Annotated in this window: 20 protein-coding genes; 17 read left to right on the forward strand and 3 right to left on the reverse strand. The window is 64.3% G+C overall.

The window, feature by feature from the left end; translation table 11 throughout:
* The first annotated feature begins 3 nt into the window (after window positions 1-3).
* The 4 genes from fba to cbbX all read left to right on the forward strand — a co-directional run bounded on the left by fba (window position 4) and on the right by cbbX (window position 4,047).
* Window positions 4-1,086 (forward strand): class II fructose-bisphosphate aldolase, encoded by a 1,083-nt coding sequence (gene fba, locus JQ597_RS06565; protein WP_212263411.1) that lies wholly within the window; start codon window positions 4-6, stop codon window positions 1,084-1,086.
* 55 nt (window positions 1,087-1,141) lie between these two features.
* Window positions 1,142-2,602 carry a form I ribulose bisphosphate carboxylase large subunit gene (locus JQ597_RS06570; RefSeq protein ID WP_192736926.1) on the forward strand — a complete coding sequence of 487 codons (1,461 nt, stop codon included), beginning with the start codon at window positions 1,142-1,144 and terminating at the stop codon, window positions 2,600-2,602.
* Between the two features lie 12 nt (window positions 2,603-2,614).
* Entirely contained in the window at window positions 2,615-3,034 is a 420-nt protein-coding gene (locus JQ597_RS06575) for a ribulose bisphosphate carboxylase small subunit (RefSeq protein ID WP_192736655.1), read from the forward strand.
* A gap of 134 nt (window positions 3,035-3,168) precedes the next feature.
* Window positions 3,169-4,047, forward strand: coding sequence for a CbbX protein (cbbX, locus tag JQ597_RS06580; RefSeq protein WP_212263412.1), 879 nt, complete (start codon window positions 3,169-3,171; stop codon window positions 4,045-4,047).
* Between the two features lie 45 nt (window positions 4,048-4,092).
* Here cbbX and JQ597_RS06585 read toward each other — a convergent pair whose 3' ends face one another.
* A complete protein-coding gene (locus tag JQ597_RS06585; RefSeq protein ID WP_212263413.1) occupies window positions 4,093-4,893 on the reverse strand; it encodes an IclR family transcriptional regulator in 801 nt (266 codons plus the stop codon).
* A gap of 167 nt (window positions 4,894-5,060) precedes the next feature.
* Between JQ597_RS06585 and JQ597_RS06590 the strand changes: the two genes are divergently transcribed.
* The 8 genes from JQ597_RS06590 to JQ597_RS06625 all read left to right on the forward strand — a co-directional run bounded on the left by JQ597_RS06590 (window position 5,061) and on the right by JQ597_RS06625 (window position 13,619).
* Window positions 5,061-6,038, forward strand: a complete 978-nt coding sequence (locus JQ597_RS06590) for a Bug family tripartite tricarboxylate transporter substrate binding protein (RefSeq protein WP_212263414.1) — start codon at window positions 5,061-5,063, stop codon at window positions 6,036-6,038.
* Window positions 6,039-6,048: 10 nt separating this feature from the next.
* Complete coding sequence (locus tag JQ597_RS06595) at window positions 6,049-6,666, forward strand: flavin reductase family protein (RefSeq protein WP_212263415.1); 618 nt, start codon at window positions 6,049-6,051, stop codon at window positions 6,664-6,666.
* Window positions 6,667-6,676: 10 nt separating this feature from the next.
* Entirely contained in the window at window positions 6,677-7,537 is an 861-nt protein-coding gene (locus JQ597_RS06600) for a fumarylacetoacetate hydrolase family protein (protein ID WP_212263416.1), read from the forward strand.
* A gap of 3 nt (window positions 7,538-7,540) precedes the next feature.
* A complete protein-coding gene (gene hpaH, locus JQ597_RS06605) occupies window positions 7,541-8,344 on the forward strand; it encodes a 2-oxo-hept-4-ene-1,7-dioate hydratase (RefSeq protein ID WP_212263417.1) in 804 nt (267 codons plus the stop codon).
* A gap of 29 nt (window positions 8,345-8,373) precedes the next feature.
* A complete protein-coding gene (locus JQ597_RS06610; protein WP_212263418.1) occupies window positions 8,374-8,757 on the forward strand; it encodes a RidA family protein in 384 nt (127 codons plus the stop codon).
* A gap of 23 nt (window positions 8,758-8,780) precedes the next feature.
* Window positions 8,781-9,656, forward strand: coding sequence for an amidohydrolase family protein (locus tag JQ597_RS06615; protein WP_212263419.1), 876 nt, complete (start codon window positions 8,781-8,783; stop codon window positions 9,654-9,656).
* 204 nt (window positions 9,657-9,860) lie between these two features.
* Entirely contained in the window at window positions 9,861-12,203 is a 2,343-nt protein-coding gene (locus JQ597_RS06620) for a molybdopterin guanine dinucleotide-containing S/N-oxide reductase (protein ID WP_212263420.1), read from the forward strand.
* A gap of 3 nt (window positions 12,204-12,206) precedes the next feature.
* Entirely contained in the window at window positions 12,207-13,619 is a 1,413-nt protein-coding gene (locus tag JQ597_RS06625) for an amidase (protein ID WP_212263421.1), read from the forward strand.
* A gap of 20 nt (window positions 13,620-13,639) precedes the next feature.
* Here JQ597_RS06625 and JQ597_RS06630 read toward each other — a convergent pair whose 3' ends face one another.
* Window positions 13,640-14,305 (reverse strand): GntR family transcriptional regulator, encoded by a 666-nt coding sequence (locus JQ597_RS06630; RefSeq protein ID WP_212263422.1) that lies wholly within the window; start codon window positions 14,303-14,305, stop codon window positions 13,640-13,642.
* 23 nt (window positions 14,306-14,328) lie between these two features.
* Window positions 14,329-15,741 (reverse strand): FAD-binding oxidoreductase, encoded by a 1,413-nt coding sequence (locus tag JQ597_RS06635; RefSeq protein ID WP_212263518.1) that lies wholly within the window; start codon window positions 15,739-15,741, stop codon window positions 14,329-14,331.
* Window positions 15,742-15,896: 155 nt separating this feature from the next.
* On the opposite strand from JQ597_RS06635, the gene JQ597_RS06640 reads away from it, so the two are divergent.
* The 5 genes from JQ597_RS06640 (at window position 15,897) to JQ597_RS06660 (ending at window position 20,777) form a co-directional block, all read left to right on the forward strand.
* A complete protein-coding gene (locus JQ597_RS06640; protein ID WP_212263423.1) occupies window positions 15,897-16,781 on the forward strand; it encodes a dihydrodipicolinate synthase family protein in 885 nt (294 codons plus the stop codon).
* Between the two features lie 291 nt (window positions 16,782-17,072).
* Window positions 17,073-17,990: an ABC transporter permease gene (locus tag JQ597_RS06645; protein ID WP_212263424.1), complete on the forward strand. Its 918-nt coding sequence runs from the start codon at window positions 17,073-17,075 to the stop codon at window positions 17,988-17,990.
* On the forward strand, window positions 17,987-18,853 hold the full coding sequence (locus tag JQ597_RS06650; RefSeq protein WP_212263425.1) for an ABC transporter permease: 867 nt from the start codon (window positions 17,987-17,989) through the stop codon (window positions 18,851-18,853). The genes JQ597_RS06645 and JQ597_RS06650 overlap by 4 nt, the downstream gene beginning before the upstream one ends.
* Complete coding sequence (locus JQ597_RS06655; protein WP_212263426.1) at window positions 18,850-19,830, forward strand: ABC transporter ATP-binding protein; 981 nt, start codon at window positions 18,850-18,852, stop codon at window positions 19,828-19,830. The genes JQ597_RS06650 and JQ597_RS06655 overlap by 4 nt, the downstream gene beginning before the upstream one ends.
* Window positions 19,827-20,777: an ABC transporter ATP-binding protein gene (locus tag JQ597_RS06660; RefSeq protein WP_212032730.1), complete on the forward strand. Its 951-nt coding sequence runs from the start codon at window positions 19,827-19,829 to the stop codon at window positions 20,775-20,777. The genes JQ597_RS06655 and JQ597_RS06660 overlap by 4 nt, the downstream gene beginning before the upstream one ends.
* Window positions 20,778-20,819 lie beyond the last annotated feature (42 nt).

The following is a 20,819-nucleotide window of genomic DNA, read 5'->3' on the forward strand; positions in this document are numbered from 1 at the left end:
CCGATGGCCAGGATCACATTGAGGCAATTGCTGGATCATGCCGCCGAGCGCGGCTACGGCGTGCCGGCGTTCAACATCAACAATATGGAGCAGGGCCTTGCGATCATGGAGGCGGCGGCTGCCGTCGATGCGCCCGTCATCATCCAGGCCTCGCGCGGTGCGCGCTCCTACGCCAACGACATCATGCTCTCGAAGATGATTGACGCGCTGGAGGAGATGCATCCGCAGATTCCGCTCTGTCTGCATCAGGACCACGGCAACGAGGAAGCAACCTGTGCCACCGCGATCAAGCATGGCTTCACGTCCGTCATGATGGACGGCTCGCTCAAGGCCGACGCCAAGACTGCGGCGGATTACGACTACAACGTTAACATCACCCGCCGCGTGGTCGACATGGCGCACTGGATCGGCGCCTCGGTCGAGGGCGAACTGGGGGTGCTCGGTTCACTGGAGCATGGCGGCGGCGAACAGGAGGACGGTCACGGCGTCGAGGGTGAGGTCAGCCGCGATCAGCTGCTGACCGACCCCGACCAGGCGGTCGATTTCGTCCGCGCCACCAAAGTCGATGCGCTGGCGATCGCGATGGGCACTTCGCACGGGGCGTACAAGTTCTCGCGCAAGCCGGACGGGGATATCCTCGCGATGCGGGTGGTCGAGGAGATCCATCGCCGGCTGCCAAATACGCATCTGGTGATGCACGGTTCCTCCTCGGTGCCGCAGCCGCTGCAGGACATGTTCAACCAGTTCGGCGGCGAGATGCCGCAGACCTGGGGCGTGCCGGTCGAGGAGATCGTCCGCGGCATCAAGCATGGCGTCCGCAAGGTCAATATCGACACCGACTGCCGGCTGGCGATGGCCGCGGCGTTCCGCAAGGTCGCGACGCAAAGCCGAAGCGAATTCGACCCGCGCAAATTCCTCAAGCCCGCGATGGACGCGCTGCGCGACCTTTGCCGCGAGCGGTTCGAACAGTTTGGTACCGCCGGCCACGCCTCGAAGATCAAGGTCGTTCCCTTGGCCGAAATGGCGAGGCGCTATCGCTCCGGCGTACTCGACCCACGCATCGGGGAGATGACCAATGCCGCATGACCTTTTGATCCCCACGGTCCCGACCAGCCGCCGCACGCAACATGAGGAAACCAGTATGAACCAGCACTCGATGACCATTCGCGGCAAGGAACGCTACAAGTCAGGCGTCATGGAATACAAGAAGATGGGCTATTGGGAGCCCGACTATGTGCCAAAGGACACGGATATCATCGCGCTGTTCCGGGTCACGCCACAGGATGGTGTCGACCCGATCGAAGCCGCGGCGGCCGTGGCCGGCGAATCCTCGACCGCGACCTGGACCGTGGTGTGGACCGACCGGCTGACGGCGGCGGAGAAATACCGCGCAAAGTGCTACCGCGTCGATCCGGTGCCGAATTCACCGGGGCAATATTTTGCCTACATCGCCTACGATCTCGACCTGTTCGAGAACGGATCGATCGCCAACCTGTCGGCGTCGATCATCGGCAACGTGTTCGGCTTCAAGCCGCTGAAGGCCTTGCGGCTGGAGGACATGCGGCTGCCGGTGGCCTATGTCAAAACATTCCAGGGGCCCGCGACCGGCATCGTTGTCGAGCGCGAGCGCATGGACAAGTTCGGCCGCCCGCTGCTCGGGGCCACCGTGAAGCCGAAGCTCGGGCTCTCCGGCCGCAACTACGGACGCGTGGTCTATGAGGCGCTAAAGGGCGGGCTCGATTTCACCAAGGACGACGAGAACATCAACTCGCAGCCGTTCATGCATTGGCGCGAGCGCTTCCTCTATTGCATGGAGGCGGTCAACAAGGCGCAGGCGGCGTCCGGCGAGATCAAGGGCACCTATCTCAACGTCACCGCCGGAACCATGGAGGACATGTACGAACGCGCCGAATTCGCCAAGGAACTCGGCTCGGTCATCATCATGATCGATCTCGTCATCGGCTACACCGCGATCCAGTCGATGGCGAAATGGGCGCGCCGCAACGACATGATCCTGCATCTGCATCGGGCAGGGCATTCGACCTACACGCGGCAGCGCAGTCATGGCGTCTCGTTCCGCGTCATCGCGAAATGGATGCGGCTCGCGGGTGTCGATCATATCCATGCCGGCACCGTGGTCGGCAAGCTCGAAGGCGATCCGGCGACCACGCGCGGTTATTACGATATCTGCCGCGAGGACTACAATCCGGTGCGGCTCGAGCACGGCGTGTTCTTCGACCAGAACTGGGCCAGCCTCAACCGGATGATGCCGGTCGCATCCGGCGGCATTCACGCCGGGCAGATGCACCAGCTGCTCGATCATCTCGGCGAAGACGTGATCCTGCAGTTCGGCGGCGGCACCATCGGTCACCCGATGGGCATTCAGGCTGGCGCTACCGCCAACCGCGTGGCGCTGGAAGCGATGATCCTCGCGCGCAACGAGGGCCGCGACTATCTGCGCGAAGGGCCGGAAATTCTCGCCAAGGCGGCAGAGACCTGCACGCCGCTGAAATCGGCGCTCGAGGTCTGGAAGAACGTTACCTTCAATTATGAATCGACCGACATGCCGGACTACGTCCCCACACCCAGCGTCGCAATGTAAGGAGCTGATATTATGCGTGTCACCCAGGGCTGCTTCTCGTTCCTGCCTGACCTCACCGACGAGCAGATCACCCGCCAGGTCCAGTATTGCCTGGAGAAGGGCTGGGCGGTGAACATCGAATTCACCGACGACCCCCATCCCCGCAACAGTTTTTGGGAGATGTGGGGATTGCCGATGTTCGATCTCCGCGACGCTGCCGGCGTGATGATGGAGCTCGCTCAATGCCGCAAGGTATATGGCAACAGCTACATCCGAATGTCGGCGTTCGATAACAGCCACGGCTGGGAATCGGTGCGGCTGTCCTTCATCGTCAACCGGCCAAAGGACGAACCGGGCTTCCGCCTCGAACGGCACGAGATGGCCGGGCGCAACATCCGCTACACCACGAAATCCTATGCGGTCGATCGCCCCGAAGGCGGTCGTTACGGCTAGCTCACCTTTTACCCTGCCGGCCGGCGGTGCTCCCTCATCGACCCCAGCCGGAAGTACTGCTCCGTCGCCATAAGGGTGGCGACGGAGTTTTTTTCTCGAAAGGCGGTTCGCAGATGGATTTGGATGCCTCACCAATGACAGACCGGGTCAATCTCCGCGAAGAGCTCGAAGCCGTCGGCATCGAGGAGATCCTGACCCAGCTCGACCGCGAGCTGATTGGGCTGAAGCCGGTCAAGACCCGCATTCGCGAGATCGCGTCGCTGCTATTGATCGAACGTATACGCAAGCGCATGAATCTGACGACGGACACGCCGACGCTGCATATGTCGTTCACCGGCAATCCCGGCACCGGCAAGACCACGGTGGCGCTGCGGATCGCGGGCATTCTCCACCGGCTGGGTTTCGTCCGCCGCGGCCATGTCGTCTCGGTCACCCGCGACGAACTGGTGGGGCAATATATCGGCCACACCGCGCCCAAGACCAAGGAGGTGCTGAAGAAGGCGATGGGCGGCGTGCTGTTCATCGATGAGGCCTATTATCTCAATCGGCCGGACAATGAACGGGACTACGGCCAGGAATCGATCGAGATATTGCTGCAGGTGATGGAATCGCAGCGGGAAGATCTGGTGGTCATCCTCGCCGGCTATGGCGACCGCATGGAAAAATTCTTCGCCAGCAATCCGGGCTTCCGCTCCCGCATCGCTCATCACATCGATTTTCCGGATTATTCCAATGATGAGCTGCTCGCCATCGCCGAGCTGATGCTGCACGACATGAACTACAAGTTCAGCGACGAGGCGCGGGAGGCGTTCACCCGCTACATCGCGGCACGCGTGACCCAGCCGCTGTTCTCCAACGCGCGCTCGATCCGGAACGCGCTCGACCGCATGCGGTTGCGGCAGGCCAATCGTCTCGTCGCCGATCTCGACCGCATGCTGGACGCCGACGACGTGATGTCGCTGCAGGCGTCGGACGTGCTGGCCAGCCGGGTGTTTTTGAAAGACAAGTCCTAGACTGGGTTCCGGTGTTACGCTGTGTTTCGTTCGGAAGCCCGGCCGTTAGCCGCCTGACGCATTCGGTATCGTTCGCTCGATCTCTCGTGCAGCGGCGATGAGGACATCAGACACTTCGACGGCACGGCGCGGACTCAGCCTGTTTCTTACCGCGGAAAGGGTAATCGCCGCCGCGGGCTGACCATCGGGGCTCCTGATCCAGGCGGAGAGCGATTTCGTTCCTTGCACGAGTCCGACGTCGCGCAAATTGTAGCCCCGGCGCCGTGCAAGCCGGATCTGCCCCAGTACCGTCGACAGGTCGGTGCGATAGGCCATGAATCTCGCCTCGTTGGCGAGGACGATCCCACGCACCTCCGGTGCCGGCATCGCGGCCAGAATTGCCACGCCCGCGCTGGAGACCCCGAGTGGCCGCCGCGCGCCGACCTCGATCGACAGCACCTGGATCGGATATGAGCCGATGCGGCGCGCCACGCACAGCGTATCGAGCCCGGTACGCACCGTCAGGAACAAGGTATCGCCGAGCTGTGCGGACGCCCGCGCCAGATGAGGCTCGGCCGCGACCAGCAGCGGCGAGCGCGATTGCCGCGCCAGCGCCAATTCCGCCACCTGGCGGCCGATTGCGTAGCGTCCGGTCTGAGCGCTGCGCTCGACAATGCCTTCCTCGATCAGCACCTGCGCGATCCGGTGCACGGTAGGACGGGTGAGGGACGTTGCCCGAACGACCTCCGACAACGGCACGCCGGTTTCCCGGCCCGCCGCGACAATCCGCAACACGGTCAAGGCGCGGCGGATCGCCTGCCCGCCCTGCTGCGGCTCCGGTCTGTCACGCCGCCGTCCATCCGTCATCCAGGTTCGTCCGATGTCCATAATGTGGACAAAAACACCACAATTCTATCGACAAGGGAAGCCCGCGGGGCAAGATCGGATCAACGTATAGGCGGACGGGCTGAAGCTCGCCCACAACAACGAGGCAGCGGATTGCTCCAGCTGCTTAGGCCTTTCGGGAGGATGCAATGAGATTTTTCGCCATCGCCGGCATCGCGGTCACGGCATTGATGACGGCGCTGTCGAGCGCTCCGGTCGCGGCCCAGCAATGGCCGGCACGGTCGGTGAAGCTCATCGTGCCTTATCCGGCCGGCGGCAATGTCGATGGAGCCGCGCGCATCATCGCCGACAAGCTGCAAACGATGCTGGGGCAGCCCTTCATCGTGGAAAACAAGGCCGGTGCCGGCGGTCTGATTGCCGGCGAGGCATTCGCGAAGTCCACGCCCGACGGCTACACCCTGTTTGTCGGCGCCAACGGACCGGTGCTGTTCGCCCCCGAGATCGCCAAGCGCGACGCCTACAACTGGAAACGCGATTTCCTGCCCATCACCTCGATTTCGATGACGCCATTGGTGCTCGAGGTGCATCCGTCGGTCGCGGCAAAGGATCTGAAGGAATTCTTCGATCTCGCTCGCCGCGAGCCCGGCAAGATGACGATGGCCTCGCCCGGCGCCGGCACCACCAATCATTTGCTCAGCGAACTCGTACAGTCGACGCTCGGCATCCAATGGGTGACGGCGCATTACCGCGGCAACGCGCCCGCCATCAACGATCTGATCGGGGGCCAGGTGCAGTTTGCCTTTGACCAGATTTCGGTCGGACTGCCCTTCATCAAGAATGGAAATGTGCGCGCGCTTGCCGTCACCGGCAGCCACCGCGCCTCGTGGATACCTGATGTCCCGACTTTCGCCGAGCTCGGTTACAAGGAATTCGATGGCCAGACCTTTACCGGCCTGTTCGCGCCGGCGGGTACGCCCGCCGAGATCGTGACGAAGCTGCACGATACGATGGCGACGATCCTCAAGGATCCTGCGATCGTCGAAAAGTTCAATACGCTCGGCGCCGAGGCCGTCACGATGACGCCGGCGGCGTTCGAGAGCTATCTCGAAGCCGAGGACGCCAAATGGATTCCCGTCGTCCGCAAAGCGAATATCAAGACCGATTGAGGGACCCGCGATGCGGATCGATCCATCAGATCTCGATGCCGAGAAGGCCTACCGGCTGATCACCGGCATCGTTGTGCCGCGTCCGATCGCGTGGGTCACCAGCCTGTCGGGCGGCGGCACCGTCAACCTTGCGCCGTTCAGCGCCTTTACCTTTGTCTCGCCGAAGCCGCCGATGCTGGCGATCAGCGTCGGCCGCAAGGCTGGAATCTACAAGGACACGGCACATAATATTCTCAACAACGAGGAATACGTCGTCCACATCGCCGATTCGAGCCTGATGATTGCGGTGCATGAGAGTTCCACCGAGCATCCGCCCGAAGTCAGTGAGGTCGAGGAGTTGCAACTCGAGACGCTGCCGAGCGAGCGCATTAGGGTGCCCCGTCTGGCCGCAGCACCGATCGCGATGGAGTGCCGCTTTCGGCAATGCCTCGAATTCGGCGAAACCCGCAGCCGGCTGATTGTCGGCGAAGTGCTGGTGTTCCACGTCCGCGACGGGCTGCTGCAGAACGGCAAGATCGAGACCGAGGCGCTGGACCCCATCGCACGCATCGGCGGTCCGCGCTACGCGCGGCTCGGCGAGATCGTCACCCTGAAGCCAGTTTTCCAGACCTCGAAATCCGAATCCTGAAGGAAGCCAAATGCGTCTCCTGAGCTATCACGCCAACGGACGACCGTGCTTCGGCGCGGCCGTTGCCGGCGGTGTCGTCGATCTGAGCAGCCGAATTGGCACCAAGTTTCCCGACTTGCGGACCTTGATTGCCGGCGACGGCCTCGAGGCCGCGCGTGCCGCCATCGCCGGACAAGCGCCGGACCATGCGCTCGGCGATCTCACCTTGCGGTCGCCGATCCCGGCCCCGGAAAAGCTGTGGTGCATCGGCGTCAACTACCGGGATCGCAACGCTGAATACAAAGACAATTCGGACCTGCCGAAATATCCCAGCCTGTTCGTCCGTAATCCGTCCTCGGTGGTCGGCTCCGGTCAGCCGATCGAGAAGCCGAAAATTTCCGAGCAACTGGATTACGAGGGCGAACTCGTCATCGTGATCGGCAAGGCGGGGCGCCATATCCCGCGCGAGCGGGCCTTCGACCACATCTTCGGCATGACGCTGTGCAACGAAGGCAGCGTGCGCGACTGGCTGCATCACGGCAAATTCAACGTCACGCAGGGCAAGAATTTCGATCGCTCCGGCAGCGTCGGGCCGTGGATTGTCAGTTCCGACGAATGCGATCCGCGCGGGCCGCACGATATCGTCACCCGCGTCAACGGCGAGGTGCGGCAGAGCGATTCCACCGAGCGGCTGATGTTTCCGTTCGACTTCCTGATCGCCTATCTCTCCACCTTCGCGACCCTGAAGCCGGGCGACATGATCGCAACCGGCACCCCGACCGGCGCGGGTGCGCGGTTCGATCCGCCCCGCTGGCTGAAGCCCGGCGACGTGGTCGAGGTGGAATCCTCCCGCATCGGTATCCTGCGCAACGTCGTTGCCGCGGAGGCCTAGATCATGCTCGACCAGCAAACCATCGACCGCCTCGCGCAGCGTCTCGACGAGGCCGAACGCAGCAAATCGCTGATCCCTGCGTTCACGTCGGAATATCCGGAACTGACGATCGAGGATGCCTATGCGATCCAGCGGGCGTGGACCAGGCTGCAGCTCATCCGCGGCCGCATCATCAAGGGCCACAAGATCGGCCTGACGTCGAAGGCGATGCAGAACGCGGTGGGTATCTCCGAGCCGGACTTCGGCGTGCTGTTCGCGGACATGTTCTATTCGGACGCCGGCACCATCCCGTTCGACCGCTTTCACGCCCCGCGCATCGAGGTCGAACTGGCGTTCGTCCTGAAGGCGCCGCTGAAGGGGCCGGACTGCACGCTGTTCGACGTGCTCAACGCCACCGACTACGTCACACCTGCGCTGGAAATTCTCGAAACGCGCATGCACCGGGTCGACCCCGAGACAAAGGCGCCGCGCAAGGTCACCGATACGATCTCCGACAACGCGGCGAACGCGGCGCTGGTGGTCGGCGGCCGGCCGTTCCGGCCGCTGGAGGCCGATCTGCGCTGGATCGGAGCATTGCTGTTTCGCAACGGGCAAATCGAAGAGACCGGGATCGCGGCCGGCGTCCTCAACCACCCGGCCAATGGCGTGGCGTGGCTCGCCAACCGGCTGGCTCTCCATGACGAGCACCTGGCTGCGGGCGAAGTGGTGTTGGCGGGATCCTTTACGCGCCCGGTCGAAATCAGCAAGGGCGATACGTTTCATGCCGATTACGGTCCGTTCGGATCGGTTTCCTGCCAATTCGTCTGAGCGAACATTTTTCAAAACGAGGTGTGTAAATGGCGCGACGCAAGAGCATCCATATCGGCGAGTTCAAGCATGCCAACCCGATTCCGAATGCATGCCGGATCGGCAATCTCTTGATGTCCGGCGTCATCCTCGGTCGCGATCCCGCAACCGGCGTCATGCCTGATCGTATCGAGGACCAGTGCGCCAACATGTTCGCCCACATGAAGGCCATCGTGGACGCCGGCGGCGGCAGCACCGACGACATCATCAAGATGACGGTGTGGCTGCAGGATCGCACCCAGCGCGCGCCGGTCAATGTGGAGTGGCTGAAGATGTTTCCCGACGAGCATTCGCGCCCCGCCCGTCATGCGCTGCAGATGAACATGGATGGCGGCGCGCTGGTGCAGTGCGACTTCACCGCCGTGATCGATTGAAGGCATCGAGAAGAGGACAAACCATGCCGAGCTACCTTCCGTTCGATCCGAACCCGCGCCGTCCTTTGAGGCTGCCGCCGCCGAAGAGCATCGACAGCCAGTTTCACGTGCTGGGGCCGGTGGAAAAATATCCGATCCGGGCAGGGGCGGCCTACCAGATGCCATCCGCGACCTGGGAGGCGGCGCTGCGCGTCCACAAGGCGCTCGGCATCGAGCGCGGCATCATTGTGCAAACCACGACCTATGGCGCTGATCATTCCGTGGTGCTGGATGGCTTGGCCGCGATGGGGTCGAACTATCGCGCCTGCGCCAACGCACTCGTCTTTGCAGAAGCCGATGATTCCTATCTTGCCAGGCTTGATGCCGCAGGTGTCGGCGGGGCACGCTTTAGTTTCCGAAAAGAGCTTGGCGCGGTGCTGTCCGACAAGGATTTCGAGCGCGCCATCGCGCGCATCCGCGAGCTCGGCTGGTACGCGAAGTTCCAGCCCGAGAAGGATGGCATCGTCGGGAATCTCGACAAGATCCGCGGGCTGAACGTGCCTGTCCTGATCGATCACATGGGGCGACCCGATCCGCTGCGCGGCAAGGACGACCCGAATTTGCGCGCGGTGCTCGACCTGCTCTCAAAGGGCAATTTCTGGGTGATGCTGTCGCTCGGCGAGAAGACCTCGAAGGCCGGCCCTCCGTGGGACGACGTCATTCCGATCGCCCGCGCCTATATCGAGGCGGCGCCCGACCGCTGTGTATGGGCCAGCGACTGGCCGCACCCGGTTTCGGTGGTCCAGCCGCCCAACGATGCGGATCTGCTGGAGCTGCTCTATCGCTATGCGCCCGATGAAGCGGAGCTTGAGAAAATTCTGGTGACCAATCCAGCCAGGCTATTTGGCTTTCCGGATTGATGGGCGCAGGGAAGCTCCAATGAACCCCCACAGGCGTCAGCTGTAAACCGAATCGATGCAACTCGCGCGCGGCGGCGTTCGCCCGGGGCGCGGGTCAAGCAGGCCTCTCTCCCTAATTTCGCAATACTCTCAGCGCCCGATGGGTCTACACTGTCGGCGGCAGATTTGTGCTGGCATGCACCAAATGGCGATGAGAGATTTCGAATGACCGATGTGACCGAGAAAACCCCTCCCGCTTCCCCGGCCGACGCATCTTTCCGGCCGCATTCGTCGCATTGGGGCGTGTTTTCGGCGCGCTGGCGGGGTGATGAACTCGAGGTTCGGCCGCATCCTGACGATCCCGATCCGAACAAGATCATCGACAATTTTCCCGGCGCCTTGCGTCATCGCGCGCGGGTCGCGCAGCCGATGGTGCGCCGCGGCTGGCTCGAAGGAAAGCGCGGGCCGGACGCGCGCCGCGGGCGTGATGAATTTGTCCCGATGTCGTGGAAGGACGCGCTGGACCTGCTCGGCGCGGAACTCGCCCGCGTGCGGGATAATTATGGCCCGGGCGCGGTGTTCGGTGGATCCTACGGCTGGTCGAGCGCGGGCCGCTTTCACCATGCGCAAAGCCAGGTCCATCGCTTCCTGAACGTCGCGATGGGCGGCTACGTCAAGTCGGTCAATTCATACAGTTCCGGCGCCGCCACTGTCGTGGTGCCTCACATCATCGGCGACTACGAGGATTTGACCAAGCGCAACGTCTCCTGGGAACAGATTGCCGAGCATAGCGATGTCGTGCTCGCCTTCGGCGGCATGGCGCTGAAGAACAGCATGGTGGCCGGCGGCGGCACCAGCAAGCATGTCGAGCGTGGCGCCATGGCGCGCGCCGCCGCGCGCGGCTGCCAGTTCGTCCATGTGAGCCCGCTGCGCGGCGATTTGCCGGACGAGGCCCGCTCGCAGTGGATCAGCAACATCCCGGGCACCGATGTCGCCTTGATGCTGGCGCTGGTGCATACGCTGGTCGTCGAGGGACTGCACGATCGCGCTTTCCTCGATCGCTTCACGGTTGGCTGGCCGGTGTTCGAGCGTTACGTCCTGGGCGAGACGGACGGCCAGCCCAAGGACGCGGCATGGGCCGCCGCGATATCAGGCGTTGCGGCCGACACCATCGTGGCGCTCGCCCGACAGCTCCACGGCCGCCGCGCGCTGATCGTGGTCTCGCACTCGCTGCAACGGGCCGAACATGGCGAGCAACCGGTCTGGATGGGCGCGGTGCTTGCCGCAGCGCTGGGGCAGATCGGCCTGCCGGGCGGCGGTTACGCCTACGCGCTCGGGGCCATCGCCTATTACGGACGGCGCTACAACGCCGTGCCGACGCCGACGCTGTCGCAGGGCCGCAACGGCGTCACCGAATTCATTCCGGTCGCCCGCATCGCCGACATGCTGCTCAATCCCGGCGGCGCCTATCGCTACAACGGCAAGACCAGGACCTATCCCGACATCCGCCTGGTTTATTGGGCCGGTGGCAACCCCTTCCACCATCATCAGGACATCAATCGCCTGAGGAAGGCTTTCGCGCAGGTCGATACGTTGGTGGTGCATGAATTGGGCTGGACCGCGACGGCGAGGCATGCCGATTTCGTGCTTCCCGCGACCATGACGCTGGAGCGCGAGGATATCGGCGCCAACGCCAACGATCCCTTGCTGGTGCCGATGCAGCAGATTGCGCCGCCTTTTGGCGAAGCGCGGGACGATTACGCCATCTTCTCCGATCTCGCCGAACGCCTCGGCAAGCGCGAAGCCTTCACCGAAGGCCGTAACGTCCGCCAATGGCTGGAGCATCTGTACGAGCCGACACGGCAGGGGCTGGCGGAGCGCAATTTGCCGGCGCCCAGCTTCGACGAGTTCTGGAAGAGCGATGGCCTGATCATGCCGCAACATCCCGACGATGGCGGGCAGCTGCGCCGTTTCCGCGAAGATCCTGATGGAGCGAAGCTGCCGACACCCAGCGGCAAGCTCGAGATTTTCTCGGAGACCATCGCCGGCTTTGGCGAGACGGACTGTCCGGGTCATCCGGCCTGGCTCGAGCGGGTGCAAGTGCCGGCGCCGTCGGCGCCGCTGATCCTGGTCGCCAACCAGCCGGCCACGCGGCTCCACAGCCAGCTCGACTTCGGTGGCCACAGTGCAGCCTCCAAGCATCGCGGACGCGAGGTCGCATGCATGAATCCGATCGACGCCGCGGCGCGCGGAATCAGCGACGGCGACATCATTCGATTGTTCAACGAGCGTGGTGCATGCCTTGCGGGCGTGCGCGTCACCGACGGCATCCGGCAGGGCGTCATCCAGCTTGCCACCGGCGCCTGGTATGATCCCGCCGATCCCCAGGAAGAGGCCTCGCTTTGCGTGCACGGCAACCCGAACGTGCTGACGCGGGACGTCGGCACGTCCTCTCTGGCGCAGGGCTGCACCGGGCAACTGACGACCGCCGAGGTGGAACGCTTCACCGGCAATCTGCCGCCGATCCAGGCCTACGATCCGCCCGTGACCGCGAAACGCGGAAGCTGAGCGATGGACAAGGTCGATCTCTGCTTCACGCCGGCAACGGAGCTGGCAGGCGCGATCCGCACCAAAGAACTATCCTCCGTCGAAGTCACATCGACGGTGCTGGAGCGCATCACAGCCCTTGAGCCCAAACTGAACGGCTTTGCCCATCTGGCGGCGGAAGAGGCGATGGCCGCCGCGAAAACTGCCGACACCGCCCTTGCCAAGGGAGCCTCTATGGGTCCTCTGCACGGCGTTCCCGTGACCATCAAGGATCTCGAACCGGTGCGCGGCATGCCGTTCGAACGCGGGACCTATTTGTTTCGCGGCGAGGTCGCGCCCGCAGATAACGTCGCGGTCGCGCGGCTTCGCAACGCGGGCGCCATCATTCTCGGCAAGACCACCACGCCCGAGTTCGGCTGGAAGGGCGTCAGCCACAGTCCGCTGACCGGCGTCACGCATAATCCCTGGAAGCTCGGCTTGAACGCCGGCGCGTCTTCTTCGGGCGCGGGCGTAGGCGCCGCCGCTGGTTATGGCCCGCTCCATCAAGGCAGTGACGGCGCGGGCTCGATCCGCATGCCCGCGCATTTCTGCGGCGTCTACGGAATCAAGCCGACCTACGGCCGCGTGCCGCAATCGCCGATGACACCGAGCGACAACACCGTGCATCTCGGTCCTTTGACGCGCACGGTCGCGGACGCCGCGCTGATGCTGAAAGTGATGGCCGGCCGCCATCCCGACGATCAGTCGAGCCTTGAAGGGCCGCCGGCCGACTATCCCGCACAGCTCGCGGGCAGGCCACGCGCGCCGCGCATCGCATTCAGTCCGGATCTCGGCCATGCCCGCGTCGATCCTGATGTGGCGGCATTGGTGCGCAAGGCCGTAGAGGCGTTCGAAACCGAGCTCGGCTGGCGCGTCGAACAGGTCAAGACGCCATGGGGACCGAAGGGCCCGGAACTGGCGCGCTTCTTCTGGCCGGCGCATTACAGCCGTTACGCGGATCGCGTCGCCGAATTCCGCGACCGGCTGGATCCGGGCTTCGTCGCATGCTTTGAGGCCGGACTGCACATCACACTGTCAGACTATCTGAAAATGAAGGTCGCAAAACTCGCCTATTGCGCGGAGATCCACCATTTCTTCGAGGATTGGGATTTCCTCCTGACACCGGCGGTGTCGGTTGCGGCATTCCCCGCCACGCAGCTCCAGCCCGACCATTGGCCGCAGCATCCGTGGGACTGGATGTCGTGGGCGGAGTTTTCCTATCCGTTCAACCTGGCGCAGAATCCGGCTGCGTCGCTTCCCTGCGGGTTCACCAGTGCGGGCCTGCCGGTCGGGCTGCAGATCGTCGGCCGGCGCTGCGACGATCTCGGCGTGCTGCAAATGTCCGCCGCGTTCGAGGCCGTACGTCCATGGGCCTCCGCGCGTCCGCCGATTGCTTGAGCAATGCAGCGGCTGGACGCCTACGCAACTTCCAGCGCCCGCGCGTAGGTCAGCCCTGAATTGGCGATGTGCGACGTCATCAGCGTCTCGAAAGCCGCGAGTTCGCCGCGCTCGAACAAATGGAGCAGCTTGCGGTGCTCGTCGAACGAGGCCGGTGTCTGGACGTCGACCGGTGCGCTCAAATTGGTGCGCAGCGCGGCCACGCGTCCCGATACCAATTGATAGGACTCGACAAGATAGCGATTGCCGCAATGCGCGAACAAAGCCTCATGCATTGCTGTATCCGCTCGCCCATAGGCGACGTTGTCCTTGGCCGCCAGCGCCTGCTCCATGTCAGAGATCGCGGACCGCATCGCCGCGACCGCGCCGGCGCGGTCATGACGATAGGCGAGCTCGGCGGCTTTGGGCTCGATGATGATCCTGAACGCGCAAAGTGCCGAGATGTCGGCAGCGCTCGGGGTAAAGACAAAGCTGCCGACCTGCGGCCGGATCACCACGAGCCCCTGCGATTGCAACAGACCCATCGCTTCGCGCACCGGCGTTCGGCTGACGCCGAACGATTGCGCGATCATCTCTTCGGAAATGACAGCACCCAGTCCGAACTCGCCATCGATGATGGCCTGACGCAGCCGCAGCATGACCCGCTGCGACAGCGACTTCGGTGCATCGAGCTTGAGCGATTTCATGGGCCCTCTTGCCTCCGCCTCGATCAGATCACCTTTCCGGGATTGAGCAAATGATCGGGATCGAGCGCCGCTTTCAGCGTGCGCATCAGCGCGATCTCCGCTTCGCTGCGCGCATGGCCGAGCCATTTTTTCTTCATCGTTCCGATGCCGTGTTCGGCGGAGACGCTGCCGCCCAGGTCGCGCACCAGGCCGTAGATGATCGCGTCCATTTCTTCCTTTGGCTGGCGCTCGACCGGCAGGCCCGCGACCCAGGACACCAGATGCAAATTGCCGTCGCCGATATGGCCGTAATAGACGCTCTCGCATCCGGCGATGCCGGTGGCCAGCGCTGACTTGCAGCGGCTGACGAACTCATCCATGCGCGCCACCGCAAGCCCGATATCGTAGGAAATGTGCGGGCCGAGCACCTGGCCGAATTCCGAACAGATGTCGCGCACCGCCCAGAACGCCTTGGTCTGCGCCACCGATTGCGAGACGGCGGCGTCTAGCAGCAGTCCGCGCGCCATCAGGCCTTCGAGCCAGGCTTCGAACTGCGGCGCATCAACGCTCTCATTGGTGCCTTGCGCCTCCACCAGCACATAGAGACCATGACCGGTGCCGACCGGCGCGCGCACGCCGGCCCGCGCCGTAATCACCTCCCAATAGTCCGGCCACATCACTTCGAACGCCGACAGCAGCGGACCGAGCCCGCCACGCGCCGCGTCGAGCAGATCAAGCACCGCAGGATAGTCCGCCACTGCGCAGAGTGCCGCCATAGTCGAGCGCGGTTTCGGAAACAGCCGCAATACGACGCGCGTGATGATGCCGAGCGTGCCTTCCGAGCCGATGAACAGATGCTTCAGATCGTAGCCGGCATTGTTCTTCAGGAGCTTGTTGAGATTGGTGACGATGGTGCCGTCCGGCAGCACTACTTCGAGGCCAAGCACCAGCTCGCGCGTCATGCCGTAACGAATGACGCGATTGCCGCCGGCATTGGTGGAAAGATTGCCGCCGATCGCGCAGGAGCCGCGCGATCCCAGATCGAGCGGAAAGAAGAAGCCGGCTTCATCCGCTGCCTTCTGGATCGTCTCCAGCGGCGTGCCGGCCTTGACCGTCATGGTCGAGCTGGCGCGATCGATCTCTTCAATGCCGACCATTCGCTCCAGCGAAATGGCGACCCAGCCCGGTTCCGGAGAAGCACCGCCGCACAGGCCGGTCAATCCGCCTTGCGGCACGAACGGCAGCTGCGCCTTGCGGCATGTCGCGATCGCCTCCGATACGCCGGCTGCGTCCAGCGGCCGAACCACCGCGATCGGTGTTTGGGGCAGGCTCGCGCTCCAGTCGTTGCAATTGCGGGCGGGAATATCGTCGCCGGTCAGCACCGCCTTTGCGCCGAGTTTGAGCTGCAAGGCGCTGAGCAGCTCCAGCGGTCGTTCGGGTCGCGTCATCGCATCCATGGCGGAGCCTTTGTTGGTCCGTCGCGCGTCCATGCGTTTTTGGCAGCGCGGCCTGCTCAATACCGAGTTGAGGTGTTCTTGTATGTAAGGTACAACAGAAGTCAAGAAGGCCACGCGGATGCCGCTTGGGGCGTCCAGATGCAATGGGAGAGGTCATGACAGCAGCAATTCGCGGGTTTTGGGCGGCTGCGCCCACACCGCTGACGACCAGTGGGACCGTGGATCACGCGAAGCTCGCGGGGCACGCCCTCAACCTCTTCAAAACGGGCGTCGACGGCGTCGTGCTGTTCGGCACCACCGGCGAGGGCACCTCATTCGGTATGGCCGAGCGGATCGCGACCGTCGAGGCGTTGCTCAAGGCCGGCGTGGCGTCGTCGCGCATCGGGCTTGGCGGCGGCTTTCCCGCCATCACCGACAGCATTGCACTGGCGCGTTCGGCACTGAGCCTGGGATTGAACCATGTGCTGATCCTGCCGCCCTATTTCGACCGTGACGTCACGCCTGAGGGAATCGAGGATGCGTTCGCCGCGATTTTCGATGCCGTGGCTGACGACCGCCTTCGCGCCACGCTCTATCATATCCCGCAGGTGTCCGGCGTCGCCGTGCCGGTCGCGGTGGCGGCCAGTTTGCGCAAGCGCTACGGCGTTGTCGTCGCAGGTCTCAAGGACTCAAGCGGCGACTTCAGGCAATTCCAGGCGTTTCGTGCCGCCGCGCCCGAGCTTGCGATTACGGTCGGCAACGAAACCGATATCGCCCGCGCCATCGCCGCCGGCGGCGCCGGCACGATCTGCGGAATGGGCAATGTCGTGCCTGGCCTGGTTCAGGCCATGATCAACGGGACCGGCGCGGAAGCGCGCATGCAGGCCGCCATCGACGTCGTCGCCAGCGGGCCGTCGTTCCCCTCGACGTTGAAAGCAATTATCGCCGCGCAGAGCGGCGACGCCGGCTGGCTACGGGTGCGTCCACCGCTGCGCCAGTGTGCCGACGGCGCGGCCTTGAAGGCGAAGCTGGAGACGTTGATGAGCCCGGAAGTCGCCTGAAGGTCTCAAATCAAGCCGAAGTTCGCGTGGCCGTACGCGACGCTTGAAGCTGCATCGGGCAAGGCCGCACCCTGAAACCTGCGCGCGGCGCGGCGCGGCTCTTGCTCGTTGCCGCGGCGCGGCTCTTGCTCGTTGCCGCGGCGCGGCTCTTGCTCGTTGCCGCGGCGCGGCTCTTGCATGTGGCAAGTCGTGCTCTTGCATGGAGGGTCTGTTTGATGACACCGTGCGGTCGCTTCGGGTAGGGGACACCGACCTGAACACTCTCGTTGCGTTTCGGTATTGGACTTCTCGATGCTGCTTCTGATTGCCCGGCGTCTCGGTCTCGGCCTCCTGGTCGCGCTCACGGTGATGACGCTTGCATTCATGCTGACGCGGCTGTCGGGCGACCTTGCCATTTCAATCGCCGGGCCTTCCGCGACGCAGGCCGACGTCGAAATCATTCGCAAGGCCTACGGCCTCGATCGTCCGCTCTACGTCCAGTTCTTCAGCTGGGTCGGCCGCGCCATGGTCGGCGATTTCGGCCAGAGCTATTTCTTCAAGGACAGCGTTTCCAACCTGATCGCACGACGCCTGCCCATCACGCTTACGCTCGGCCTCGTGGGCCTGAGCCTGGCCCTGATCATCTCGATCCCGCTCGGCATCCTTGCGGCGGTCCGCGAGAACACCTGGCTCGACCGCGGTGTCACCATGTTCACGATGGTGGGGCAGGCGATCCCGAGCTTCTGGCTCGCCCTGATCCTGATGATCGTGCTCGGTCTCAATCTCGGCATCCTGCCGATTTCAGGCACCGGAACCTGGCAGCACTTCGTGATGCCGGGCATCGTGCTCGCTTTTACGGCAATCCCGGCGCTGACGCGGCTGACCCGCTCCGGCATGATCGAGGCGATGGCGTCCGACTACATCCGCACCGCGCGCGCCAAGGGCCTGTCGCGCGCGCGCATCATCTTCAAGCACGCGCTTCGCAATGCCGCGATCCCTGTCGTGTCGATCGCCGCCGTCCAGCTCGGCTTCATGCTCGGCGGCTCCATCGTTATCGAGACGGTGTTTGCGCTGCATGGCGTCGGCTATCTTGGCTGGGAGAGCATCGCGAAGAATGATTTTCCGGTCGTACAGGCGGTGGTGCTGGTGCTGGCCGCGATCTATATCGGGCTCACGCTGCTTTCCGACATCCTCAATGCGCTGCTTGATCCGAGGCTCCGGACCGGATGAGCGAACCGATTGCAATCCATGCGCCGCTGACGTCGCGGGTCGGCGTGGCCGGCTTCACGGTCGGGATCGTCATCGTCGGCATCATCGCGGTGGCCGCGATAACAGGCAATCAGCTGGTGCCGCATGATGCCTTCACCCAGGACCTCGGTAACCGCCTCAAGCCGCCGTTCTGGATGGAGGGCACTCAGGCCGGGCATCTGCTCGGCACCGATCAGCTCGGCCGCGACTATCTGGCGCGGCTGGTGTACGGCGCGCGCATTTCGCTGTTGATCGGCATCATGACCGTGATCACGTCGGGACTGATCGGCATCACGCTCGGCGTGCTCGGCGGCTTCTTCGGCGGCCGCGTCGACGACGCCGTGCTGTTCGCCATCACCACGCGGCTGTCGATCCCGGTGGTGCTGGTCGCGCTGGCGGTGGTCGGGCTGATGGGGTCGGGGCTAGGCCTCGTCGTCGCAACGCTCGGGCTTCTGTTGTGGGACCGTTTTGCGGTCGTGGCGCGCGCGACCACGATGCAGATTCGCGGCCTCGATTACGTCAACGCCGCCCGCTGCGCCGGCGCCTCGACGTTGCATCTGCTGGTCAAGGAGATATTGCCGAACATCGCGAGCCATCTTGCCGTGGTGGCAACATTGGAGATGGCGCTCGCGATCCTGCTCGAGGCGGCGCTGTCGTTCCTCGGCCTCGGCGTGCCGCCGCCGCTGCCGTCCTGGGGTCTGATGATCGCCGAGGGCAAGGATTACATGTTCTTCTCACCCTGGGTGATCATGGTGCCCGGCGTCGCGCTGTTCATCCTGGTGCTCGGCATCAACCTGGTCGGCGACGGATTGCGCAATCTGCTCGGCTCGGAGCGGTCGCGATGAGCGCATTGCTTGACATCGAGGATCTCGAAGTGACGTTCGGCGGCCGCAGCGCGGCGGTACGCGGCGCCTCGTTGCAGGTCGAGAAGGGCGAGACCCATTGCCTGGTCGGTGAATCCGGCTGCGGCAAATCGGTGACCGCGCTGTCCATCATGAACCTGCTCGCGCGCGGCGGCCGGCGCTCTGCCAAACGCATGAGCTTTGCCGGCACGGACCTCCTTTCGCTGTCCGACCGCGAGATGGCACGCCTGCGCGGCAATCGGATCTCGATGATCTTCCAGGAGCCGATGACCAGCCTCAACCCGGCCTTCACGATCGGCTCGCAAATGGCTGAGGTGCTGACCCGCCACAAGGGCGGCTCGCGCACCGCCGCGCTCGAGCGCGCGGTCGAACTGATGGGCCGCGTCGGTATCACCGCGCCGGAGATGCGGCTCGGCCAGTTCCCGCACCAGCTTTCCGGCGGCTTGCGTCAGCGCGTCATGATCGCGATGGCGTTGATGTGCGATCCCGAGCTGCTGGTCGCCGACGAGCCGACCACCGCGCTCGACGTTACCGTGCAGGCGCAGATCCTGCGGCTGCTGGCGACCTTGAAGCGCGAACTCGGCCTTGCGATCCTGCTGATCACCCATGACCTCGGCATCGTCGCCCGCGTCGCCGACCGGGTGTCGGTGATGTATGCGGGCGAGGTGGTCGAGCGCGCGCCGACCGCGGAATTGTTCCGCAGCCCCCAACACCCCTATACGCGCGGACTGCTGTCCTGCGTGCCGGTGCCGGGCCGGGTGCAGCGCGACCGGCCGCTCGGCTCGATCCCGGGCGTGGTGCCGGCGATTGGACCCGGCTTTGCGGGCTGCGCGTTCCGCTCGCGCTGTTCCCACGCCGACGCCAGCTGCGAACGCGAAATCCCGCGCCGCCAGGCAGGTAGCGCGCACGACTATCTTTGCCGGCTCGCACCGGAATTCTCGGAGCCGCAGCCCGCATGAGCGTCGCGATCGAAGTCCAGAATTTGCGGTGCGAGTTCCGGGTCAACGCCGGCTGGTTCGCGGCGGAAAAACGCGTGATCGCGGTCGACGACGTTACCTTCAGCGTGCCGGCGGGCAGCGTGCTCGGCATTGTCGGCGAATCCGGCTGCGGGAAATCCACCCTCGCGCGGCTGATCCTCGGGCTGCTGAAGCCGACCGCGGGGACCGTGCTGGTCGACGGCAAGCGCCTGTTCGATCTCGACCGCAAGGCGCGGGCGCGATTGATCCAGCCGGTGTTCCAGGATCCGTTCGCCTCGCTCAATCCGCGGCACCGCATCAAGGACATCGTCGCGCTGCCATTGACCGCCCAGGGTACCTTCTCACGCGCGGAAATCGAGCGCCGGGTCGCTCAAATTCTCGAACGCGTCGGGCTTTCGGCGGCGATGGGCGAGCGCATGCCCTCGCAACTCTCCGGCGGGCAACGCCAGCGGGCGGCGATTGCCCGTGCGCTGGTGCTCGAGCCGCGGATCGTGATCTGCGACGAGCCGACCAGCGCACTCGACGTTTCCGTGCAGGCGCAAATCCTCAACCTGCTCGCCGATCTGCGCCGCGATCTCGGACTGACCTATCTATTCATCAGCCACAATCTGGCTGTCGTGGAGCATGTCGCGAGCGAGGTCGCGGTGATGTATCTCGGTCGTTTCGTCGAGCGCAACGAAACCGACGCGTTGTTTCGTGCGCCCGGTCATCCCTACACGCAGGCGTTGCTGCAAAGCGTGCTGACGCCGGAGCCGGGCCGCGGCGTGCCCGATATCGGCCTCGGCGACGCCATGCCGGATCCGGCCAATATTCCGCCGGGCTGCCGGTTCAACCCGCGTTGCGGCATCGCCGTCGAACGCTGCCGCCGTGTGGCACCAACGCCCATGGTCCGCGCCCCCCAGGGAATGGTAGAGTGCCATCTGGCATAGTGTGTGCTTGAAATCGGTCTTGCGATCGGAACCAAAGGAGGA

Source organism: Bradyrhizobium sp. AUGA SZCCT0177, assembly GCF_018130125.1.
Classification (GTDB): domain Bacteria; phylum Pseudomonadota; class Alphaproteobacteria; order Rhizobiales; family Xanthobacteraceae; genus Bradyrhizobium.